Consider the following 17,483-nt stretch of genomic DNA (forward strand, 5'->3'; position numbering starts at 1 on the left):
GACCGCGCGAGCTGTTTATCCGTCGATCCGCGCCAGGCCGGCGTCCACCGTCGCCTTCGCGGCCGGGAAGTCCCGGAGCTGCTCCTTCACCAGGCTCAGCCCGGTGCACAGGGCCACCGGCGGCACGCCGCGCGCCTCGAGCACCCGCGCCGTCCAGTCGACGAAGTCCGTGAAGACCTGCGGGTCGCCGACGTAGAGCGCGGCCGCGAGGAAGTCCACGATGTGGCCCAGGTCCTCGACCGTCGAGTCGTGCTGACGCTGGTCGTACGCGGCCATCGGCGGGTACGCCGCCGCGAGGCGGTCCAATGTGCCCTGCACGAGATCACCGCGGCGGCGCGCCACGTAGGTGTACTCGTCGTCGCCCATGAACGCGGTCGCGTACGGATCTCCCACGACCGGCGGCCAGCGGTGCGCGAGCCGGGCCACCGCCTGCTCCGCACCGGCCGCCCACGCATCGGCGCCCAGGCGCTGCGCCCACCGGCCCTCGGCGCCGAACCCGCGGCCGCCCGCGATCACCGGGACGCCGACCGAGCGGCACGCCGTGATCGCCGCGTGCGCGCGGGGGAGCCGGGTGGCGATCATGCAGCTGAGGGCGACCGCGTCCGGGCCGGTCTGGTGCAGGTGGGTGACCAGGTGCGGGCCCGGCACGCTGGCGCCCAGGAAGTCGACGCGCCAGCCGTCCAGCCGCAGCATCTCACCGAGCATCCGAACCGGCAGCGCGTGCCATTCGCCGTCGACGCAGGCCAGCGTGATCCGGCCGCGGGTGGGCCGGACCGTCGAGCGGACCGACACCGCCGCCAGGGCGCGTTCGCTGATCGCCGTCGCCCCGTGCTCGCGGGCGATCGACCACTCGTCGGCGGCCCACAGCTCGCCGACCCGGTTCTGGGTCGGCGCGATGAGGTCGAGCATGATGCGCCGGGCCGGGACGCCGGCGTCGAGCAGGCCGGTGACCACCCCGACGGCCCCGTACTCGTCGCCGTCGCCGACGAGCCGCAGATAGTGGTCGGCGAGTCCCGGATCGCCGAGCGAGCTGGGGGGAGTGGTCGTGAAGACAGTCATCAGCGGACGCGGCTCCTCCGGTCGGCCCGCCGGGCGTCGATCGCGAACGGGGAACCGGCGGGGCCGGTGTCCATCAGGCTGAGCTTGGTACGGGCCGGCGCACGCACGGCCAGCAGGGCGATGTCGTCGCGGACGCCACCGTGCACCCAGTCGGAGACGAGCTGACGGATCCGCTCCACGGCCGCGTCGGCGGGCATGCCGCGGCAGCCCGACAACGCGTCGCGCAGCCGGGTCTCGCCGTACTGCTCCTGGCCGGTCGGGCCGCCCCGGGCTTCGGTGAGCCCGTCGCTGTAGAGCAGGCACATCTCGCCGGGATGCAGCTCGACCGTTCCCGGGCGCACCGCGATGTCCGGGACGACGCCGACCAGCGTGCCCTTCACCGGGGTCGCCTCGACCGAGCCGTCGGTGCGCAGCACCAGCGGCACCGGGTGCCCGCCGGTGGCCAGGCAGACCCGGACCCGGCCGTGCTCGGCGCGCGCGATCGAGCCGACCACCATCGTCACGAAGCGGTGCTGACGTCCGGAGCCGAGCAGGGCCCGGTTGAGCACCCTGAGTATCACGGCCGGGTCCCGTTCCACCAGGCTCAGGGCCCGCAGGGTCTGGCGGATCTTGCCGGTGAGCACGGCGGCCTCGGGACCCTTGCCGCACACGTCGCCGAGCGCCACCACCGTGTCGCCGCCGGGCTCGCCCGCCTCGAAGACGTCGTAGAAGTCGCCGCCGATGCGCAGCGCGTCGCGGGAGGCCTGGTAGGAGCCGACCAGTTCCACGCCGTCCGGCTGGGGCAGCTCCGGCGGCAGCAGATCGGCCTGCAGGATCGCGGTGGTGTCCACCTGTTCGCGGTAGAGCGCGGCGGCCGAGATGGCGGCCCCGGCGCGGGCGGCGAAGATGCGCGCCAGCATCTCGTCGTCGGGCGCGAAGACCGCGTCGGCGCCGCGTCGGGCCAGGATCAGCGCTCCGGCCGGCTCGGCGTTGCCCGGCAGCGGAGTGACCAGCAGCGCACCGACCGGCCCGAAGTGCTCCGGCAGCAGCCAGGCGGGCACCTGCGACGCGTCCAGCCAGCGGCTCGGGATCGGCGGGAACCCGCCGAGCGCCTCCTCCAGGCCGGGGACCTCGCCGAGCATCCGCTCGCGCAGCGTCCCCTCCTCCACGGAGCCGTCGCGGACCAGCCGGATCCGCTCGCTCTGCCGCCGTTGCGCGGGCAGCACGACCACGGCGGCGTCCGCCAGGTGCGACACGGCCAGCTCGACGGTGGTACACAGGCAGCGCCGCTGGTGCAGCGACGCGGACAACCGGCGCCCCGCCTCGGCGAGGAACTCCGTACGCGCCCGTTCGGCCTGGAACTGCGCCGCCCGGCGCACCTCGTCGGTGCAGTCGCGCAGATACCAGGCGTAGTGGTTCTCGTCGAGTAGCCGGCGGCGGCCGTGCACCTGCCGCCCGCGCTCGTCGGTGAACGTCTCGCCGCCCTCGGTCAGCACGCCGGACAGCCGCGCCAGCGGTCCTCCGGCGATGCCGCGACCGGGCAGCAGGTCCGGCACGAGCTCCGCCGCGGCCGCGTTGACCAGCACGATCGTATCGTCGGCAGAGGTGCACACGACGATCGCCTCGGTCGAGGCGTCGAGCGCGGCCCGCAGCAGCGCGGGAGCGGGGGTCGGGACCGGCGGACCGGTCGCGTGACCATCGCTGCGCCGGTCGTCCGCCTGAAGCGGAAGGTGAGTCGTCACCACAGTCCCCCTTCCTGAGATCCCCGCCGGACAGGTGTCGCAATTCCACCCACCCTACGCGCCCGGTGGGTGGTCGGAGCTGCTCAGAAGGTCGAACCGGGGTCGGTGTCGACCACGATCGGCGCATGATCCGACGGGCCCTTGCCCTTGCGGGCCTCCCGGTCGACCACGGCGTCACGGACGGTGGCGGCCACGTCGGCGGTGGCGTACACGAGATCGATCCGCATGCCCTTGTTCTGGTGGAACATCCCGGCGCGGTAGTCCCAGTACGTGTACGGCCGGTCGCCCTTGAGCGGACGCGGGACGACGTCGGTGAACCCCAGGTCACGAAGGGCGGCCAGGGCGTCGCGCTCGGGCGGGGTGACGTGCGTGGAGTTGATGAAGAGCCGCGGGTCCCACACGTCTTCGTCGGCCGGCGCGACGTTGAAGTCGCCGGTGAGCACGGCCGGGCCCTTCTGCTCGGCCAGCGCGGTACGCAGCGCGGCGAACCAGGCCAGCTTGTACGCGTAGTGCGGGTCGTCCGGCGTACGGCCGTTGGGCACGTACACGGAGGTGAAGCGGATCCCGCCGCAGGTGGCGCTGATCGCCCGCGCCTCCGGGTCGGGGTAGCCGGGCTCGCCGTCGAAGCCCCGCCGCACGTCGTCGAGGCCGATCCGGGAGAGCAGGGCGACGCCGTTCCAGCGGCCCTGGCCGTACGCGGCGGTCTCGTAGCCGAGCTCGGCGACCTCGGCGGCGGGGAAGGCGTCGGCGCCGACCTTGGTCTCCTGCAGGCACAGGACGTCGGGCCGGGTGCCGTCCAGCCAGTCCAGCAGGCGGGGCAGCCGGGCCTTGACGGAGTTCACGTTCCAGGTGGCGAAGCGCATGGCTCCAGCCTGCCGCATCCGGCTGCCAGGGGCCCGTCAGCGCTCCGGGGAACGGCGGTCGGCGCGCATCGGGGTGCCGTTCTCGCGGGTGGCGGCGAGCAGGGCGGCCGCCAGGCCGGTGGCGAGCACAAGGAGCACGGCCACGAGCCAGATCACCGAACCTTCGGTTCCGATCAGACTTGCCATGAGTGTCGCCTCCCTTGTCCATCTGATCGGCAGAGCCGGGCCCGATGCAAGGAACCCGGCCGAGCAAATAGTGCCGGACTTGCGGAAGGTGCGCCAGTGGAGGGAGAGACCTTTGTCACCTCCTGGGGAATCCCGCCCGGGCTACGGCCCGGCGGCCAGGGGTGCCGGGCCGGGCACGTGCCGGTCCGCGGCCCAGTGCAGCGCGAAGTCGCCCGGTGACACACCGGGGCCCCAGAGCCAGCCCTGCGCCTGGGTCACTCCCGTCGCGGCGAGCGCGTCCCGCTGGGCCCGGGTCTCCACGCCCTCGGCGACGATGCCGAGGCCGAGCGCCCGGCTCATCGCCACCACGGCCCGGACGATCTCTTCGTCCTCGGTGCTCTCGCCCAGCCCGGACACGAACGAGCGGTCGATCTTCACCCCGGTGACCGGGAAGCGGCGCAGGTAGCCCAGCGCCGAGAAGCCGGTGCCGAAGTCGTCGACGAGCAGGCGCAGGCCCAGCTCGCGCAGCTCGTACAGGACCCGGGCCGCGACGCCGCCGCCGTCGACCATCACGGACTCGGTCATCTCCAGCGCCACCGCGGAGGCCGGCACGCCGTACCGCTGCAGCTCCGCCGCGACCGTCGCGGGCAGCTTCGGCTCGGCGAGCTGCAGGGGCGACACGTTGATGGACAGATAGAAGTCGTCGTCGACGGTGCCGTCGGCGCGCCATTGCGCCAGCTGGTGCAGCGCCTCGTTGCGGACCCAGGTGCCGAGCGCCTCGATCAGGCCGGCGTCCTCCGCCACGGGGATGAAGGTCATCGGCGGGATCGGGCCGCGTTCGGGATGGTTCCAGCGCACCAGGGACTCCGCGCCGGTGGGCCGGCCGGTCTCCAGACGCACGATGGGCTGGTAGACGACGGTCAGCTGGCCCTCCGCCAGCGCCGTGCGCAGGGCGCCCTCCAGCTCGATCCGCTCGCGGACCCGGTCGTGCATGGAGGCGTCGAAGATCGTGCTGCGGCCCGGCCCCTCACCCTTGGAGCGGTACATCGCCGTGTCCGCGTCGCGCAGCAGGGCCTCGGTGACCGCCGCGGGATCCCCGCCGGCCGGGGCGTGGGCCAGCCCGATCGACGCGGTGATCACCACCTCGGTGTCGCGTACGGGCACCGGGGTCGCGAAGCAGCCCTGGATATCGTCGACGAGCCGCAGCGCCCCGGGCTCGTCGCCGACGTACGCCACCAGGAACTCGTCCCCGCCGACCCGGGCGAGCATCGTGCCGGCCGGCACCGCGGCGTGCAGCCGCCTCGCCACCACGATGACGAGCTGGTCGCCCGTGTCGTGACCCCACGAGTCGTTGACCCACTTGAAGCCGTCGAGGTCGAGCAGGCCCACCCAGACCCGTGGGCCGCCGCCCACCGGCAGGCGTGCCAGCAGCCGCTCGACTTCCGTGGTGATCATCCGCCGGTTGGGCAGGCCGGTGAGCGGGTCGTGCATCGCCTGGTACTCGGAATGCAGCTGTGCGGCCACCTGCGCCTTCACGGCGGAGACCGCGCGCAGCATGAGCAGCGCCACGATGGCCAGGCCGCACGCGCCGATGAGCATCCGGTACGCCAGGGAGTGGCCGCCGATCGCCAGCAGCAGGACGAACGGGGTGGCGACCGCCGGCACCAGCAGCGTCATCCGCTGCCACGACCAGGCCTGGACCGGGTGCCGGTCGGCGCGGCCCAGCTCGACCACCGACGGGTGCAGGGCGCTGACCCCGAACAGCGTGTACGCCAGCAGGAACGGCACGTCGAGCAGGGGAGAGGCGTACGTCCGCCCGGAGACACCGATGATCGCGTACGCGAGGTCGCCGGTGAGGATGAGCGCGATCCCGGTGACCAGGGTGATCAGGCCGGGCGGCCAGGAACGGGCGGTGAAGGTCAGGTTGATGCCCAGCGCCAGCAGGACCACGTCGAACAGCGGGTACAGCCCGGCGAGCACCGACACCACGGCGGGGCGGCCGGGGACGGCGGCGGCCGGGGCGGCCAGCAGCAGGGCGCTGGCCAGCCCGCCGGCCAGGCACACGATGAGGCCGTCCAGGACGGCGTGCCGCTGGATGCTGCCGCGCGCCCGCAGCAGGACGATGAAGAAGAGGCCGAGCAGCATGTAACCGGGAACGGTGGCGGCGTCGGCGAGCACCGGCTGGGCGGTCACGAGCGGCCGGACGATCACGCCGATCAGGAAGCACAGCGCCGCGGTGCCGATGATCGGCCAGGCGTATCGCGGCCGTACGGGGAACCGGAACGGGGCCGTGAAGCAGGCCGTGATCATGCCGACGCCGATCACGCCGAAGGACACGGCGTCGATCGTGGGGGACGAGCTGAAGGTGTAGAGCACGGTCGCCAGCGCGCCCACGAATCCGAACGCCTGCCACCAGGGGCGGGCACGCAGGGGCGCCGCAGCGGCTCGCACGCGCACCCCCCGACAGTCGTCAGCTCATCAGCGCCCCCGCCGTCGGCGCCGTACCGGTCACCGGGCCGTCCTCGGCGGGACTGCCGTGGACGAACAGGGTCGGGCAGGCACATCGGCGCAGCAACTCACCCGCGACGGCGCCGAGCAGCGATCCGCCGCCGGTGCCGCGTGGGCCCACGATCATCATGCGGGCTCGGCGCGACGCGCGTACGAGAGTTGGCGCAGGATCTCCGATCAGCACCTGGCTTCGCGCCCCTGCGAGCCCGGGGAACGCGGCGAGCGCGGTGTCGAGCAGCCGCCGCCCGGCCGGCACGCCGCCCGGGTCGGGCACCGCGTGGACCACCTCCAGGGCCACCCGGCGCCGGCACGCCTCGGCGGCCGCGAGCCGCAGCGCGGCGAGCGAGCTGGCCGACCCGTCGACGGCTGCCATGAGCGGGCCGGCGGGCGGGCGGACGCCGCGGGCCACCAGAACCGGGCACCGCGAGCGGGCGACCGTCTGCACCAGCAGCGAGTCGAGCGGCAGGCGGGAGCGGCTGGGAAGACCGTCGTCGCCGAGCACCAGCAGATCGGCCGTGCGGCTGCGGCGCAGCAGCTCGCGCACCGGCGGGCCGTCGACCAGGAGCCCTTCGGTCCGGACGCCGGGCACCGATCGGGCGGCGGTGTTCTCGGCTTCCCGCACGATGAGTTCCGCATCGTGTCGCGCGGAGCAATAATCCGGGGGATCATCGGAGGAGGGCCGGCCGGGCCAGGCGAAGACATGCAGGATCCGCAACGGCTTTCCGCGGACCATCGCCTCCCGGGCACCCAGCCGGGCGGCGGCCAGGCCCGCAGCCGTTCCGTTCACGCCCACGACGACAGGAGCAGGGTCGCTGATCTGCATCGGTTCACCACCTCCGCACCGCGACGACACGGTCCACCGACCATTATCTATGGTTCAACCGCGATCGCGGTCGTGATCAATCCCTCAGCGGTCGACCGCCTGATGACCCGTTCAGCTTGAGGGTTTACGGTGAACGGCAGGTTATTGGCGACATCTGCCGGTGAAGTGAGGGAAATACATGACGGATGTCAAGCTCGACCACCCCGGTGGCCAGTTGTCCTTGCCGGTGCGCCCGGCGGTCGAGGGCCCGGGCGGGATCGAGATCAGCGCCCTCCTCAAGGAGACCGGCTACGTCACGCTCGACCAGGGGTTCGTGAACACGGCCTCGTGCGCCTCGGCGATCACCTACATCGACGGTGACGCCGGCATCCTGCGTTACCGGGGCTTTCCGATCGAGCAGCTCGCGGGCAAGGCCTCCTTCCTGGAGGTCTCCTACCTGCTGATCCACGACGCCCTGCCGACGTCGGCGCAGCTCGCCGAGTTCGGGGACAAGATCCGGGTGCACACGCTGCTGCAGGAGGAGATGCGCACGTTCTTCTCCGGCTTCCCGCGCGACGCCCACCCGATGGCGGTGCTGTCCTCCGCGGTGACCGCGCTGTCGACCTTCTACCAGGACGCGCTGGACCCGACCGACCCGGAGCAGGTCGAGATCTCCGCGATCCGGCTGATGGCGAAGCTGCCGACCATCGCGGCGTACGCGTACAAGAAGTCGATCGGCCACCCGCTGCCGTACCCGGACAACTCGCTCGACTACGTCGACAACTTCCTGCGCATGACCTTCGGCCTGCCGACGGTGACGTACGAGGTCGACCCGAAGGTCGCCAAGGCGCTGGACATGCTCTTCGTCCTGCACGCCGACCACGAGCAGAACTGCTCCACCTCCACGGTGCGCCTGGTCGGGTCGGCGCAGGCCAACCTCTTCGCCTCGGTCGCCGCGGGCATCAACGCGCTGTCCGGCCCGCTGCACGGCGGTGCCAACTCGGCGGTGCTCGAGATGCTCGAGCAGATCCGCGCCGACGGCGGCGACGTCCAGTCCTTCGTGCGCCGCGTCAAGGCGAAGGAGAAGGGCGTCAAGCTGATGGGCTTCGGCCACCGGGTCTACAAGAACTACGACCCGCGCGCCGCGATCGTGAAGAAGGCGGCTCAGGACGTGCTGTCCACGATGGACAAGCCGGACCCGCTGCTGGACCTCGCGTTCCAGCTCGAGGAGATCGCCCTCGCCGACGACTACTTCGTCTCCCGCAAGCTCTACCCCAACGTGGACTTCTACACGGGCCTGATCTACAAGGCCATGGGCTTCCCGACGAAGATGTTCACGGTGCTGTTCGCGCTCGGCCGGCTCCCCGGCTGGATCGCGCAGTGGGGCGAGATGATGGCCGACCCGACCACGAAGATCGGCCGCCCGCGCCAGCTCTACACGGGCGAGGCCGAGCGTCAGTTCGTGCCCATCACCGAGCGCTGAGTTCCGTCACGCTCGCCGGCCGTCCCGGTCTTCCGGGGCGGCCGGCTGCGTTTGCAGCGAGGCCAGCCAGGAGATGATCCGGGCGGCGCCGTCCTCGCCGGCCAGCCGCGCGGCCACGGTCCTCGCCCGGTCCCGGTGCCGCGGGTCCGACGTCGCGGCGGTCAGCGCCGCCGTGAGCCGGTCCGCGGTGAGCCGGGAGAGCGGGATCGGCGGCGGGCTCACCCCGAGGTGGTGCAGCCGGCGGGCCCAGAACGGCTGATCGGCCAGCACGGGTACGGCCACCGCCGGCACTCCCGCCCGCAGCCCGGCCGCCGTGGTGCCCGCACCCGCGTGGTGCACGACGGCCGCCATCCGCGGGAAGAGCCAGTCGTGCGGCAGGGGGCCGACGCTGAGCACGCCGGGATGGTCGCCGGCCGCCCGCAACCCCGACCAACCCGCCTGGACGACAGCGCGGACCCCGGCCGCGCGGACGGCGGCGAGCACGGGCGTCGCCAGGCGCTCGCCGTGCCCGGGCGCCATGCTGCCGAAGCCCACGAATACCGGCGGCGGCCCGGCGGCCAGGAAGACCTCCACCTCGGCCGGCGGCGTCCAGCCGGGCTCCCGGGCCGGCCACCAGTAGCCGACGACCTCCTGGGAAGGCGGCCAGTCCGTGGGGCGCGGCACGACCGCGGTGCTGAAGCCGTGGAAGGTCGGCCACCGGTGCAGCTGCTCGTGGTGCAGGTGACCGATACGGCGGCGGGGCAGGCCGAGCGCGGCGCGCAGCTCGTGGACCGGGCGGTGGTAGAGCGGCCGGGCGGCGGCCCCGGTGATCCGGCCCAGCAGCCGGTTGGCGGTGCGCCCGGCGGAGCGCCCGCCCACCAGCACCGGTCCGAAGTCGCCGGTCGGGAACACGGGTTGCAGGAACACCCCGGCCCAGGGGATGCCGGTGGCCTCCGCGACCTGGTAGCCCAGGGGCGCGACCATTGTGGACAGCAGGACGGCTTCGGCGCCGGTCCGGCGTACCGCCGCGGCGATGCCGTCGCCCATCCCGGCGATCAGCGGACGGGCGATGCGCACCAGCCGCGCCAGCGCCCGCGGGCCGGTGCCCGAGCCGCTGCCGTCCTGGCCGCGGGCCTGCGGCAGGATGCGCCGCAGGTCGCCGGGGATCGGCTCGAACGGCAGCGCGACCTGGCCGCGGAACGGCTCGTGGGTGGCGAGGGTGACCTCGTGCCCGGCGGCTCGCAGGCGATCGCCGAGGCCGGTGTACGGCGCGACGTCGCCGGTCGACCCGGAGGTCACGATCAGGACCCGCACCCGGCCATCGTCGCATCCGACTCCATGCCTTGACGGTTATATAACTGAAGTGGAATAGTTGGCGGGTGCCCGTCGACGCCATCTCCGTGCTGGCCGAGCCCACCCGCCGCCGCATCCTCGACGAGCTGCGCCTGGCGGAGCGCAGCGTCGGTGACCTCGTCGGCGCGCTGGGCATCAGCCAGCCCGCCGTGTCGAAACATCTCAAGGTGCTGCGCGAGGCCGGGTTCGTCACCAGTCGCACGGCCGCCCAGCAGCGGATCTACCGGCTCGAGCCGGAGCCGTTTCGCGAGCTGGAGTCCTGGCTCGCGCCGTACAGGAGGCTCTGGAACCGGCATCTCGACGCTCTTGAACGTCACCTGGAGGAATCATGAACAGGTTCGATCCCGGACCGGCCCGTGGCGCCGGCGTCGTGCCCGACGACGGCCGCTGGGCCCTCGTGTTCGTCCGCGACCTGCGGCACCCGCCGGAACAGGTCTGGGCCGCGCTCACCGACCCCGAGCGCCTCGACCGGTGGGCGCCGTTCGCCGCCGCGCACGACCTCTCCCGGCCCGGCGACGTCACCCTGACGATGGTCGACGGTCCGAATCGGACGGAGAGCCCGGCCACCGTGCTGCGGGCCGAGGCTCCCGTCCTGCTGGAGTACACGTGGGGCGAGGACCTGCTGCGCTGGGAACTCGAGCGCACCGCGGACGGCACCCGGCTGACGCTGCGCCATCTCTTCGCCGACCGCGACGGGGCGCCCATGTTCGCGGCGGGATGGCACCTGTGCGCCGCGGTGCTCGCCCGCCTGCTCGACGGCGATCCGGTTGGCGTGATCCGGGGCCGCGACGCGATGGCGTACGGCTGGGACGAGTTGCGCGCCGCGTACGATAAGCAGTTCCGCACCCACGCTTGAGCGGCGCGCCCATCGGGCATGTCTGCCGTCAGGCGAACGGGAGGGCTCATGGACGTCGTCATCGGGATCGACACCGGAACCACCGCGACCAAGGCCGTCGCCGCCGGGATGGACGGCGAGGTGCGCGCGGTGACCAGCGTGCACTACCCGCTCTCGGTGCCGGGCCCCGGCCGCGCCGAGCTGGATCCGGTCCGGCTGCGCGACGCCGCCGTGCAGGCGCTGATCGCCGTGGCGAAGGCGTGCCGCGAGCGCGGGGACCGGGTGCTGGCGGTGAGCCTCAGCGCGTTCCTGCACGGCCTCGTGCCGATGGACGCCGACGGCAACCCGACCGGGCCGCTGATCACCTGGGCGGACAACCGGTCGTCCCAGCAGAGCGAGGCGATCGGCGAGTCCGGGCGCGCCAAGGCGTTGCAGGCGCGCACCGGCACCCCCGTGCACCCGATGGCCCCACTGGCCAAGCTGGCGTGGTGGCGTGCCGAGGAACCGGCCAAGCTGCGCGACACCCCGCGCTGGGGCGGGGTCAAGGAGGTCGTGCTCAGCGGCCTGGCCCGCGAGGGGTTCCTCGTCGACCTCTCGGTCGCCTCCGGCACCGGCCTGTACGACATCCACGAGCGCCGCTGGGACCCGGAGGCGCTCGACATCGCCGGCATCGACGCCGGCCGGCTCGCGGAGGTGGTGCCGACCACCACCGCGCTCAAGCTGCACGCCGACGTGGCCACCGCGGCGGGGCTGCCCGCCGGCACGCCGCTGATCATCGGCGCCGCGGACGGGCCGCTGGCGAACCTGGGCGTCGGCGCCACCCCGGCCGGGGTCGCGGCGGTCTCGCTGGGCACCAGCGGGGCGCTGCGTACGGTGGTCGGCGCCCCCACCGCGGATCGCGCCGGCCGGCTGTTCTGCTACGCGCTGACCGAGGACCGCTGGGTGCTCGGCGGCGCGGTCAACAACGCCGGCTCGGTGGTCCGCTGGGCGGGCGAGACCATGGCCGAGGGTTTCGACCGGCCGGCGGCCGAGGGCGAGGACGCCGACGTCCGCGACGCCGCGCTGCTGGTGGAGGCCGCGACGGCACCCGCGGGCAGCGACGGGCTGCTCTGCCTGCCGTATCTGCTGGGGGAGCGGGCGCCGTGGTGGCGGGGCGGGATGCGCGGGGCCTACCTCGGACTGCGCCGCGAGCACGGCCGCCCGCACCTGGTGCGCGCCGCGGTCGAGGGCGTCTGCCAGCAGCTGGCGCTGGTGCGCGACACGTTCGCCACCGAGGGCATCCCGATGACGGAGGTACGCGCCACCGGCGGGGCGGTCGCCTCCGAGCTGTGGGTCGGCGTGCTCGCGGCGGCCCTGGACCTGCCGGTGGCCATCGCGGACACGCCGGAGGGCACCGCCCTGGGCGCCTGCCTGCTGGGCCTGCACGCGATCGGTGACCTGCCCGACCTGGACCGGGCCGCGGCGCTGGTCGACATCACCACCCACACCCGGCCCGACCCGCAGGATGCGGCGCTCTACAAGCGGCTGCGGCCGCTGGTCGAGAGGTCCGCGCTCGCCGTCACCGACGTGCTCATGGAGCTGGACAAGCTGGCACCCTCGCCGCTGCCGGGTACGGAGAAGGCGATCGACTCCCGGGCGTGAGGATGGTAACGACGACCCGCGTTGACGGGGCGGGTGGCGGTGCGACAGAGTGACCCGCGAGCGGTAGCGGAGGAACCCGGTGCGAGTCCGGGACGGTCCCGCCACTGTGACCGGGTGACCGCAGGCCGCCCGGGAGTCAGGAGACTCCGGCCGCTCGCTCCCTCCCACACGCGGGCGTGGACACCCGCGGAAAGGACTGGCGTGACGCCGTACCCGTTCTCCGCCGTCGTCGGCCTCGACGATCTGCGCCTCGCCCTGCTGCTCACGGCCGTCTCGCCAGCCGTCGGCGGGGTGCTCGTCCGAGGGGAGAAGGGCACCGCCAAGAGCACCGTCGTGCGGGCGCTGGCCGCCTTGCTGCCCGAGGTCGCCGTCGTGCGCGGGTGCCGCTTCGCGTGCGACCCGGCCGCGCCCGACCCCGGCTGCCCCGACGGGCCGCACGAGGCGGGCGCCCCGCACGGCCACCGGCCCGCCACGCTGGTCGAGCTGCCGGTCGGCGCCACCGAGGACCGCGTCGTCGGCACCCTCGACATCCAGCGGGCCCTGGCCGACGGCGTCAAGGCGTACGAGCCGGGCCTGCTCGCCACCGCGCACCGGGGCGCGCTGTACGTCGACGAGGTCAACCTGCTCCCCGACCACCTCGTGGACCTGTTGCTGGACGCCGCGGCGATGGGCCGCGCGCACGTGGAGCGCGACGGGGTCTCGGTCAAGCACGCCGCCCGGTTCCTGCTGGTCGGCACCATGAACCCCGAGGAGGGCGAGCCCCGCCCACAGCTGGTCGACCGATTCGGGCTCGTCGTCACCGTGGCCGCGCCCCGCGACGCCGGGCAGCGGGCCGAGGTCGTGCGGCGGCGGTTGGCGTACGAGGCCGGCCCCGACAGCTTCGCGGCCCGCTTCGCCGCCGACGAGATCGCGCTCGCCGCACGGATCGTGACGGCCCGGGCCGCCGTGCCGTCGGTGCACCTGCCCGACGCGGAACTGGACCGCATCGCGCGGGTCTGCCTGGCGTACGGGGTGGACGGCATGCGCGCCGACATCGTGGTGGCCCGCTGCGCGGTTGCCCTGGCCGCCTGGCACGGCCGGGACCGGGTCACGGCCGGGGACGTGCGCGACGCCGCCCGCCTCGCCCTGCCGCACCGGCGCCGCAAGGATCCGCTCGACCCGCCCGGCACCGACGAGCAGCGTCTCGAGCAGGCCCTGGACGAGGCCGGCGGGGACGAGCCCGACGACGACCCGCCGCCCCCGCTGGACCCGGGCGGGGACGGCCCCGACGACCCGCCGCCCCCGCCGGATGCGGGCGGGGGTGGACCCGATGACAGCGGTCCCGCCGGGCCCGAAGCCGGGCCGGGAGACGCACCCGCTCCCGATAGTGGCGACGAGCAGCCGCGCCAGACGCCGGCACAGGGCGGTGCGGCGCCGGCCGGAGCCGCGTACCGGCCGCGGACGCTGCGGATCGCGGCACGGGGTGAGGGTGGGCACGCCGGCCGTCGCTCGCCGGCGTTCGCGCGCCGCGGACGAGTCGTCGGATCCCGCGTCCCGCGCGGCAAGCTGAGCGGCGCCCCGCACCTGCCGGCCACGCTGCGGGCGGCCCTGCACCGTGGCGAGACCCGCGTCGAGCCAAGGGACCTGCGCGAGTCCGTGCACGTCGGCCGGGAGGCCAACCTGGTGCTGTTCGTGGTCGACGCCTCGGGATCCATGGCGGCGCGCAAGCGGATGACCGTGGTCAAGACCGCGGTGCTGTCGCTGCTGCGCGACGCGTACCAGCGGCGCGACCGGGTCGGCATGATCACGTTCCGCGGGTCGTCCGCCGAGCAGGTGCTGCCGCCCACCTCCAGCCACGAGGTCGGCGTGCTGCGCCTGGCGAGTCTGCGGACCGGGGGGCGTACCCCGCTCGCGGCAGGGCTGCGTCAGGCCGCCGCGACGATCGCCACCGAGCGCCGCCGCGACCCGCGCCGCCGGCCGCTGCTGATCGTGGTCACCGACGGGCGCGCGACCAGCGGTCCCGACCCGGTGCTGATGGCCCCGGCGCTGGCCGGTGTCGCCACGGTCGTCGTCGACTGCGAGTCGGGCCCGGTCCGGCTCGGCCTCGCCCGGCGGCTCGCGGCCGCCCTCGACGCCGATGTCATGCCCCTCGAGGCGCTCGCCGCCGACGGATCCCTGAGGAGGGCCGCCTGATGCCGCAGGGCCAGGTCACCACCGTTCCGGACGACGGGCTCACCACCCGCCAGCGCCGCCGCCAGGCCGTGCTCGCCGTGCACACCGGGCACGGCAAGGGCAAGTCGACCGCCGCGTTCGGCATGGCCCTGCGGGCGTGGAACGCCGGCTGGCCGGTCGGCGTCTTCCAGTTCGTCAAGAGCGAGAAGTGGCGGGTCGGCGAGGAGTCCGCGCTCAAGGCCCTCGGCCAGGTTCCCGGCGGCGCGCCGGTCGCCTGGCACAAGATGGGCGAGGGCTGGTCGTGGATCCAGCGCGCCGGCACCGAGCGCGACCACGCGGCCGAGGCCGCCGAGGGCTGGGCTCAGATCAAGCGCGACCTCGCGGCCGAGACGCACACGTTCTACGTGCTCGACGAGTTCACGTACCCGATGAAGTGGGGCTGGGTCGACGTCGACGACGTGGTGACGACGCTGCGCGAGCGCCCCGGCATCCAGCACGTCGTCATCACCGGCCGCGACGCGCATCCCGACCTGCTCGACGCCGCCGACCTCGTCACCGAGATGACGAAGGTCAAGCATCCGATGGACGCGGGCCGCAAGGGCCAGCGGGGCATCGAGTGGTGAGCGTCCCGCGGATCGTCATCGGCGCCCCGGCCTCCGGGCACGGCAAGACGACGGTCGCGACGGGGCTGCTGGCGGCGTACGCGAAAAGAGGTTTGTCGGTCTCGCCCTTCAAGGTGGGTCCGGACTACATCGATCCGGGCTACCACGCGCTCGCCGCGGGGCGTCCGGGACGCAATCTGGACCCGGTCATGGTGGGCGAGGACCGGATCGGGCCGCTGTTCGCGCACGGCTCGGCGGGCACCGACCTCGCCGTGGTCGAGGGGGTCATGGGGCTCTACGACGGCCGGACGGGTGCCGGGGACACCGGCTCGACGGCGCACGTGGCCGGGCTGCTCGACGCGCCGGTCGTGCTGGTCGTCAACGCCGCCGCGCAGGGCCGGTCGGTCGCCGCGCTGGTGCACGGTTTCCGCAGCTTCGGCACCGTGCGGCTGGGCGGGGTGATCCTCAACCAGGTCGGCACGGACCGGCACGAGGCGCTGCTGCGGGAGGCGTGCGAGGAGGTCGGCACGCCGGTGCTCGGTGCGATGCGCCGCGCCTCCGCCGTCGAGGCACCGTCCCGGCATCTCGGCCTGGTGCCGGCTGCCGAGCGCCGGGCCGAGGCGCTGGCGTCGGTCGCGGCGCTGGCCGCCCTGGTGGAGTCCTCGGTGGACCTCGACGCGGTGCTGGCCCTCGCCCGGTCCGCTCCGCCGCTGTCCGCGAAGCCGTGGACCCCCGTCGCGAAGGAACCGGTGCCGGGCCGTCCGGTGGTCGCGCTCGCCGGCGGGCCGGCCTTCACCTTCGCGTACGCGGAGACGGCCGAGCTGCTCACCGGCGCGGGCGCGGAGGTGGTGGTGGTCGACCCGCTGCGCGACGAGACCCTGCCGGAGGGAACCCGGGCCCTGATCGTCGGCGGCGGCTTCCCCGAGGTGTACGCGGGCGAGCTGTCCGCGAACGAGCCGCTGCGCCGGGCGGTGGCCGCGTCGGCGTCGGCGGGCCTGCCGATCGTCGCGGAGTGCGCCGGCCTGCTCTGGCTCTGCCGCACCCTGGACGGCGCCCCGATGTGCGGTGTCCTGGACGCGGACGCGGCGATGACCCCGTCCCTGACGCTGGGCTACCGCGACGCGGTGGCCCTGACCGGCAGCCCGCTGCTGCCGGCGGGCGCGCGCATCACCGGGCACGAGTTCCACCGCACCACCGTCCACCCGCGTTCCGGGCTGCTGCTGGAGCCGGCCGGGGGAGCGGCCTGGGCGTGGCGGGGCGCCGACCCCGAGGGCTTCGCCGCACCCGCCCTGCACGCCTCCTATCTGCACCTGCACTGGGCCGCCGACGAGGCGATCGCGCACCGGGTGGTGACGGCCGCCGCGAACGTGGCCGCCGCCGCGTGACGGTCGTCCTCGGCATCGGGGCCCGCGCCACCGTGTGGCCGCCCGAACTGGACGCCGCCGCCGACGGTGCGCTGACCCTCGCCGGCCTGACCCCCGCGGACGTGACCGCGGTGGCGACCCTGGACCGCCGGGCGCCGGTGCTCGAGCCGTTCGCCCGCCGTCGCGGATGGGCCCTCGTGGTCTTCGCGCCGGAGCGGCTCGCGGTCGTCGTGGCGCCGCATCCGTCCGCCCGGGTCGCGGCGATGGCGGGCGTGCCCAGCGTCGCCGAGGCCGCCGCCCTGGCCGCGGCCGGGCCGGGTGCGCAGTTGCTGGTCCCGAAGACGATCCTCCGCGGCGTCGCGGTCGCCGTCGCCTGCCGCTAGCCGGCGATCCGGGCGTGCAGGTGCATGTCGTGCCAGCCGTCGGCGTGCAGGGCCTGGCTGCGCAGCGTGCCCTCGTACGCGTACCCGGCCCGCTCGGCGACCTTGCAGGACGGCTCGTTGCGGGTCGAGTGGCGCACCTCGATGCGGTGCAGCCCGAGTTCCGCGAACGCCCACCGGGTCATCGCCTCGAGCGCCCGCGACGCGACCCGCCGGCCCCGCGCGGAGGGCAGCACCCAGTACGAGATCTCGCCGTCGCCCTCGGCGAGGTCGATGCGGCGCAGGCTGATCTGCCCGAGCAGCCCGTCGCCGGCGATCGCCCAGCCGGCGCCGGTCTCCGCCTGCCACCGCTGCGGCCACCGCGCCACCCACGCGTCCGCCTCGTCGCGGGTCATCGACCGCGCGTGCCAGTGCTGGATGGCCGGGTCCGTGTGCGCCTGAGCAACCGCGTCGGCATCGGCGGCCGCCCAGGGGCGGAGCACGAAGTCGCCGGCGTCGAGGGTGGGCTGGGTCAGGCGGGCGAGGCTGCCGGGGGCGAGAACGGAGTCGACGAGCTGAGGCATGCCGCCCATTGTCG

16 protein-coding genes and 1 riboswitch are annotated in these 17,483 nt (G+C 74.4%); of the genes, 8 read left to right on the forward strand and 8 right to left on the reverse strand.

The features are described 5' to 3' along the window. Positions 1-15: 15 nt before the first annotated feature. The 6 genes from AB0368_RS00060 to AB0368_RS00085 form a co-directional block, all read right to left on the reverse strand. Positions 16-1,059 carry a cobalamin-dependent protein gene (locus AB0368_RS00060; RefSeq protein ID WP_366151509.1) on the reverse strand — a complete coding sequence of 348 codons (1,044 nt, stop codon included), beginning with the start codon at positions 1,057-1,059 and terminating at the stop codon, positions 16-18. Continuing rightward, on the reverse strand, positions 1,059-2,780 hold the full coding sequence (locus AB0368_RS00065) for a PP2C family protein-serine/threonine phosphatase (RefSeq protein WP_366151510.1): 1,722 nt from the start codon (positions 2,778-2,780) through the stop codon (positions 1,059-1,061). The genes AB0368_RS00060 and AB0368_RS00065 overlap by 1 nt, the downstream gene beginning before the upstream one ends. Positions 2,781-2,863: 83 nt before the next feature. Next, positions 2,864-3,643 carry an exodeoxyribonuclease III gene (locus AB0368_RS00070; RefSeq protein WP_366151511.1) on the reverse strand — a complete coding sequence of 260 codons (780 nt, stop codon included), beginning with the start codon at positions 3,641-3,643 and terminating at the stop codon, positions 2,864-2,866. A 36-nt stretch (positions 3,644-3,679) separates the two neighbouring features. After that, entirely contained in the window at positions 3,680-3,829 is a 150-nt protein-coding gene (locus AB0368_RS00075; protein ID WP_366151512.1) for a hypothetical protein, read from the reverse strand. 141 nt (positions 3,830-3,970) lie between these two features. Beyond that, positions 3,971-6,265 carry an EAL domain-containing protein gene (locus tag AB0368_RS00080; RefSeq protein ID WP_366151513.1) on the reverse strand — a complete coding sequence of 765 codons (2,295 nt, stop codon included), beginning with the start codon at positions 6,263-6,265 and terminating at the stop codon, positions 3,971-3,973. A 13-nt stretch (positions 6,266-6,278) separates the two neighbouring features. Beyond that, entirely contained in the window at positions 6,279-7,139 is an 861-nt protein-coding gene (locus AB0368_RS00085) for a universal stress protein (RefSeq protein ID WP_366151514.1), read from the reverse strand. Between the two features lie 178 nt (positions 7,140-7,317). On the opposite strand from AB0368_RS00085, the gene AB0368_RS00090 reads away from it, so the two are divergent. Continuing rightward, entirely contained in the window at positions 7,318-8,601 is a 1,284-nt protein-coding gene (locus AB0368_RS00090; RefSeq protein ID WP_366151515.1) for a citrate synthase, read from the forward strand. Positions 8,602-8,607: 6 nt separating this feature from the next. Here AB0368_RS00090 and AB0368_RS00095 read toward each other — a convergent pair whose 3' ends face one another. After that, a complete protein-coding gene (locus tag AB0368_RS00095) occupies positions 8,608-9,894 on the reverse strand; it encodes a glycosyltransferase (RefSeq protein WP_366151516.1) in 1,287 nt (428 codons plus the stop codon). Between the two features lie 65 nt (positions 9,895-9,959). Here AB0368_RS00095 and AB0368_RS00100 point away from each other — a divergent pair, with 65 nt between their 5' ends. The 7 genes from AB0368_RS00100 (at position 9,960) to AB0368_RS00130 (ending at position 16,909) form a co-directional block, all read left to right on the forward strand. Continuing rightward, positions 9,960-10,265, forward strand: a complete 306-nt coding sequence (locus tag AB0368_RS00100) for a metalloregulator ArsR/SmtB family transcription factor (protein ID WP_366151517.1) — start codon at positions 9,960-9,962, stop codon at positions 10,263-10,265. Further along, on the forward strand, positions 10,262-10,789 hold the full coding sequence (locus AB0368_RS00105) for an SRPBCC family protein (protein ID WP_366151518.1): 528 nt from the start codon (positions 10,262-10,264) through the stop codon (positions 10,787-10,789). The genes AB0368_RS00100 and AB0368_RS00105 overlap by 4 nt, the downstream gene beginning before the upstream one ends. 48 nt (positions 10,790-10,837) lie before the next feature. After that, a complete protein-coding gene (locus tag AB0368_RS00110; RefSeq protein WP_366151519.1) occupies positions 10,838-12,409 on the forward strand; it encodes a gluconokinase in 1,572 nt (523 codons plus the stop codon). Positions 12,410-12,478: 69 nt separating this feature from the next. Continuing rightward, positions 12,479-12,556, forward strand: a riboswitch (cobalamin riboswitch). A gap of 54 nt (positions 12,557-12,610) precedes the next feature. Beyond that, positions 12,611-14,581 carry a VWA domain-containing protein gene (locus AB0368_RS00115; protein ID WP_366151520.1) on the forward strand — a complete coding sequence of 657 codons (1,971 nt, stop codon included), beginning with the start codon at positions 12,611-12,613 and terminating at the stop codon, positions 14,579-14,581. After that, entirely contained in the window at positions 14,581-15,183 is a 603-nt protein-coding gene (gene cobO / locus AB0368_RS00120) for a cob(I)yrinic acid a,c-diamide adenosyltransferase (RefSeq protein WP_366151521.1), read from the forward strand. The genes AB0368_RS00115 and cobO overlap by 1 nt, the downstream gene beginning before the upstream one ends. Then, positions 15,177-16,547 (forward strand): cobyrinate a,c-diamide synthase, encoded by a 1,371-nt coding sequence (locus AB0368_RS00125; RefSeq protein ID WP_366151522.1) that lies wholly within the window; start codon positions 15,177-15,179, stop codon positions 16,545-16,547. The genes cobO and AB0368_RS00125 overlap by 7 nt, the downstream gene beginning before the upstream one ends. After that, positions 16,544-16,909, forward strand: a complete 366-nt coding sequence (locus tag AB0368_RS00130; protein WP_366151523.1) for a cobalamin biosynthesis protein — start codon at positions 16,544-16,546, stop codon at positions 16,907-16,909. Before AB0368_RS00125 ends, AB0368_RS00130 begins: the two co-directional genes overlap by 4 nt. Here the strand turns inward: AB0368_RS00130 and AB0368_RS00135 are convergent. Beyond that, complete coding sequence (locus AB0368_RS00135; RefSeq protein ID WP_366151524.1) at positions 16,906-17,469, reverse strand: GNAT family N-acetyltransferase; 564 nt, start codon at positions 17,467-17,469, stop codon at positions 16,906-16,908. The two genes, AB0368_RS00130 and AB0368_RS00135, sit on opposite strands and share 4 nt — an antisense overlap. Positions 17,470-17,483 lie beyond the last annotated feature (14 nt).

This window comes from Actinoplanes sp. NPDC051475 (assembly GCF_040689425.1).
Taxonomy (GTDB): domain Bacteria; phylum Actinomycetota; class Actinomycetes; order Mycobacteriales; family Micromonosporaceae; genus Actinoplanes.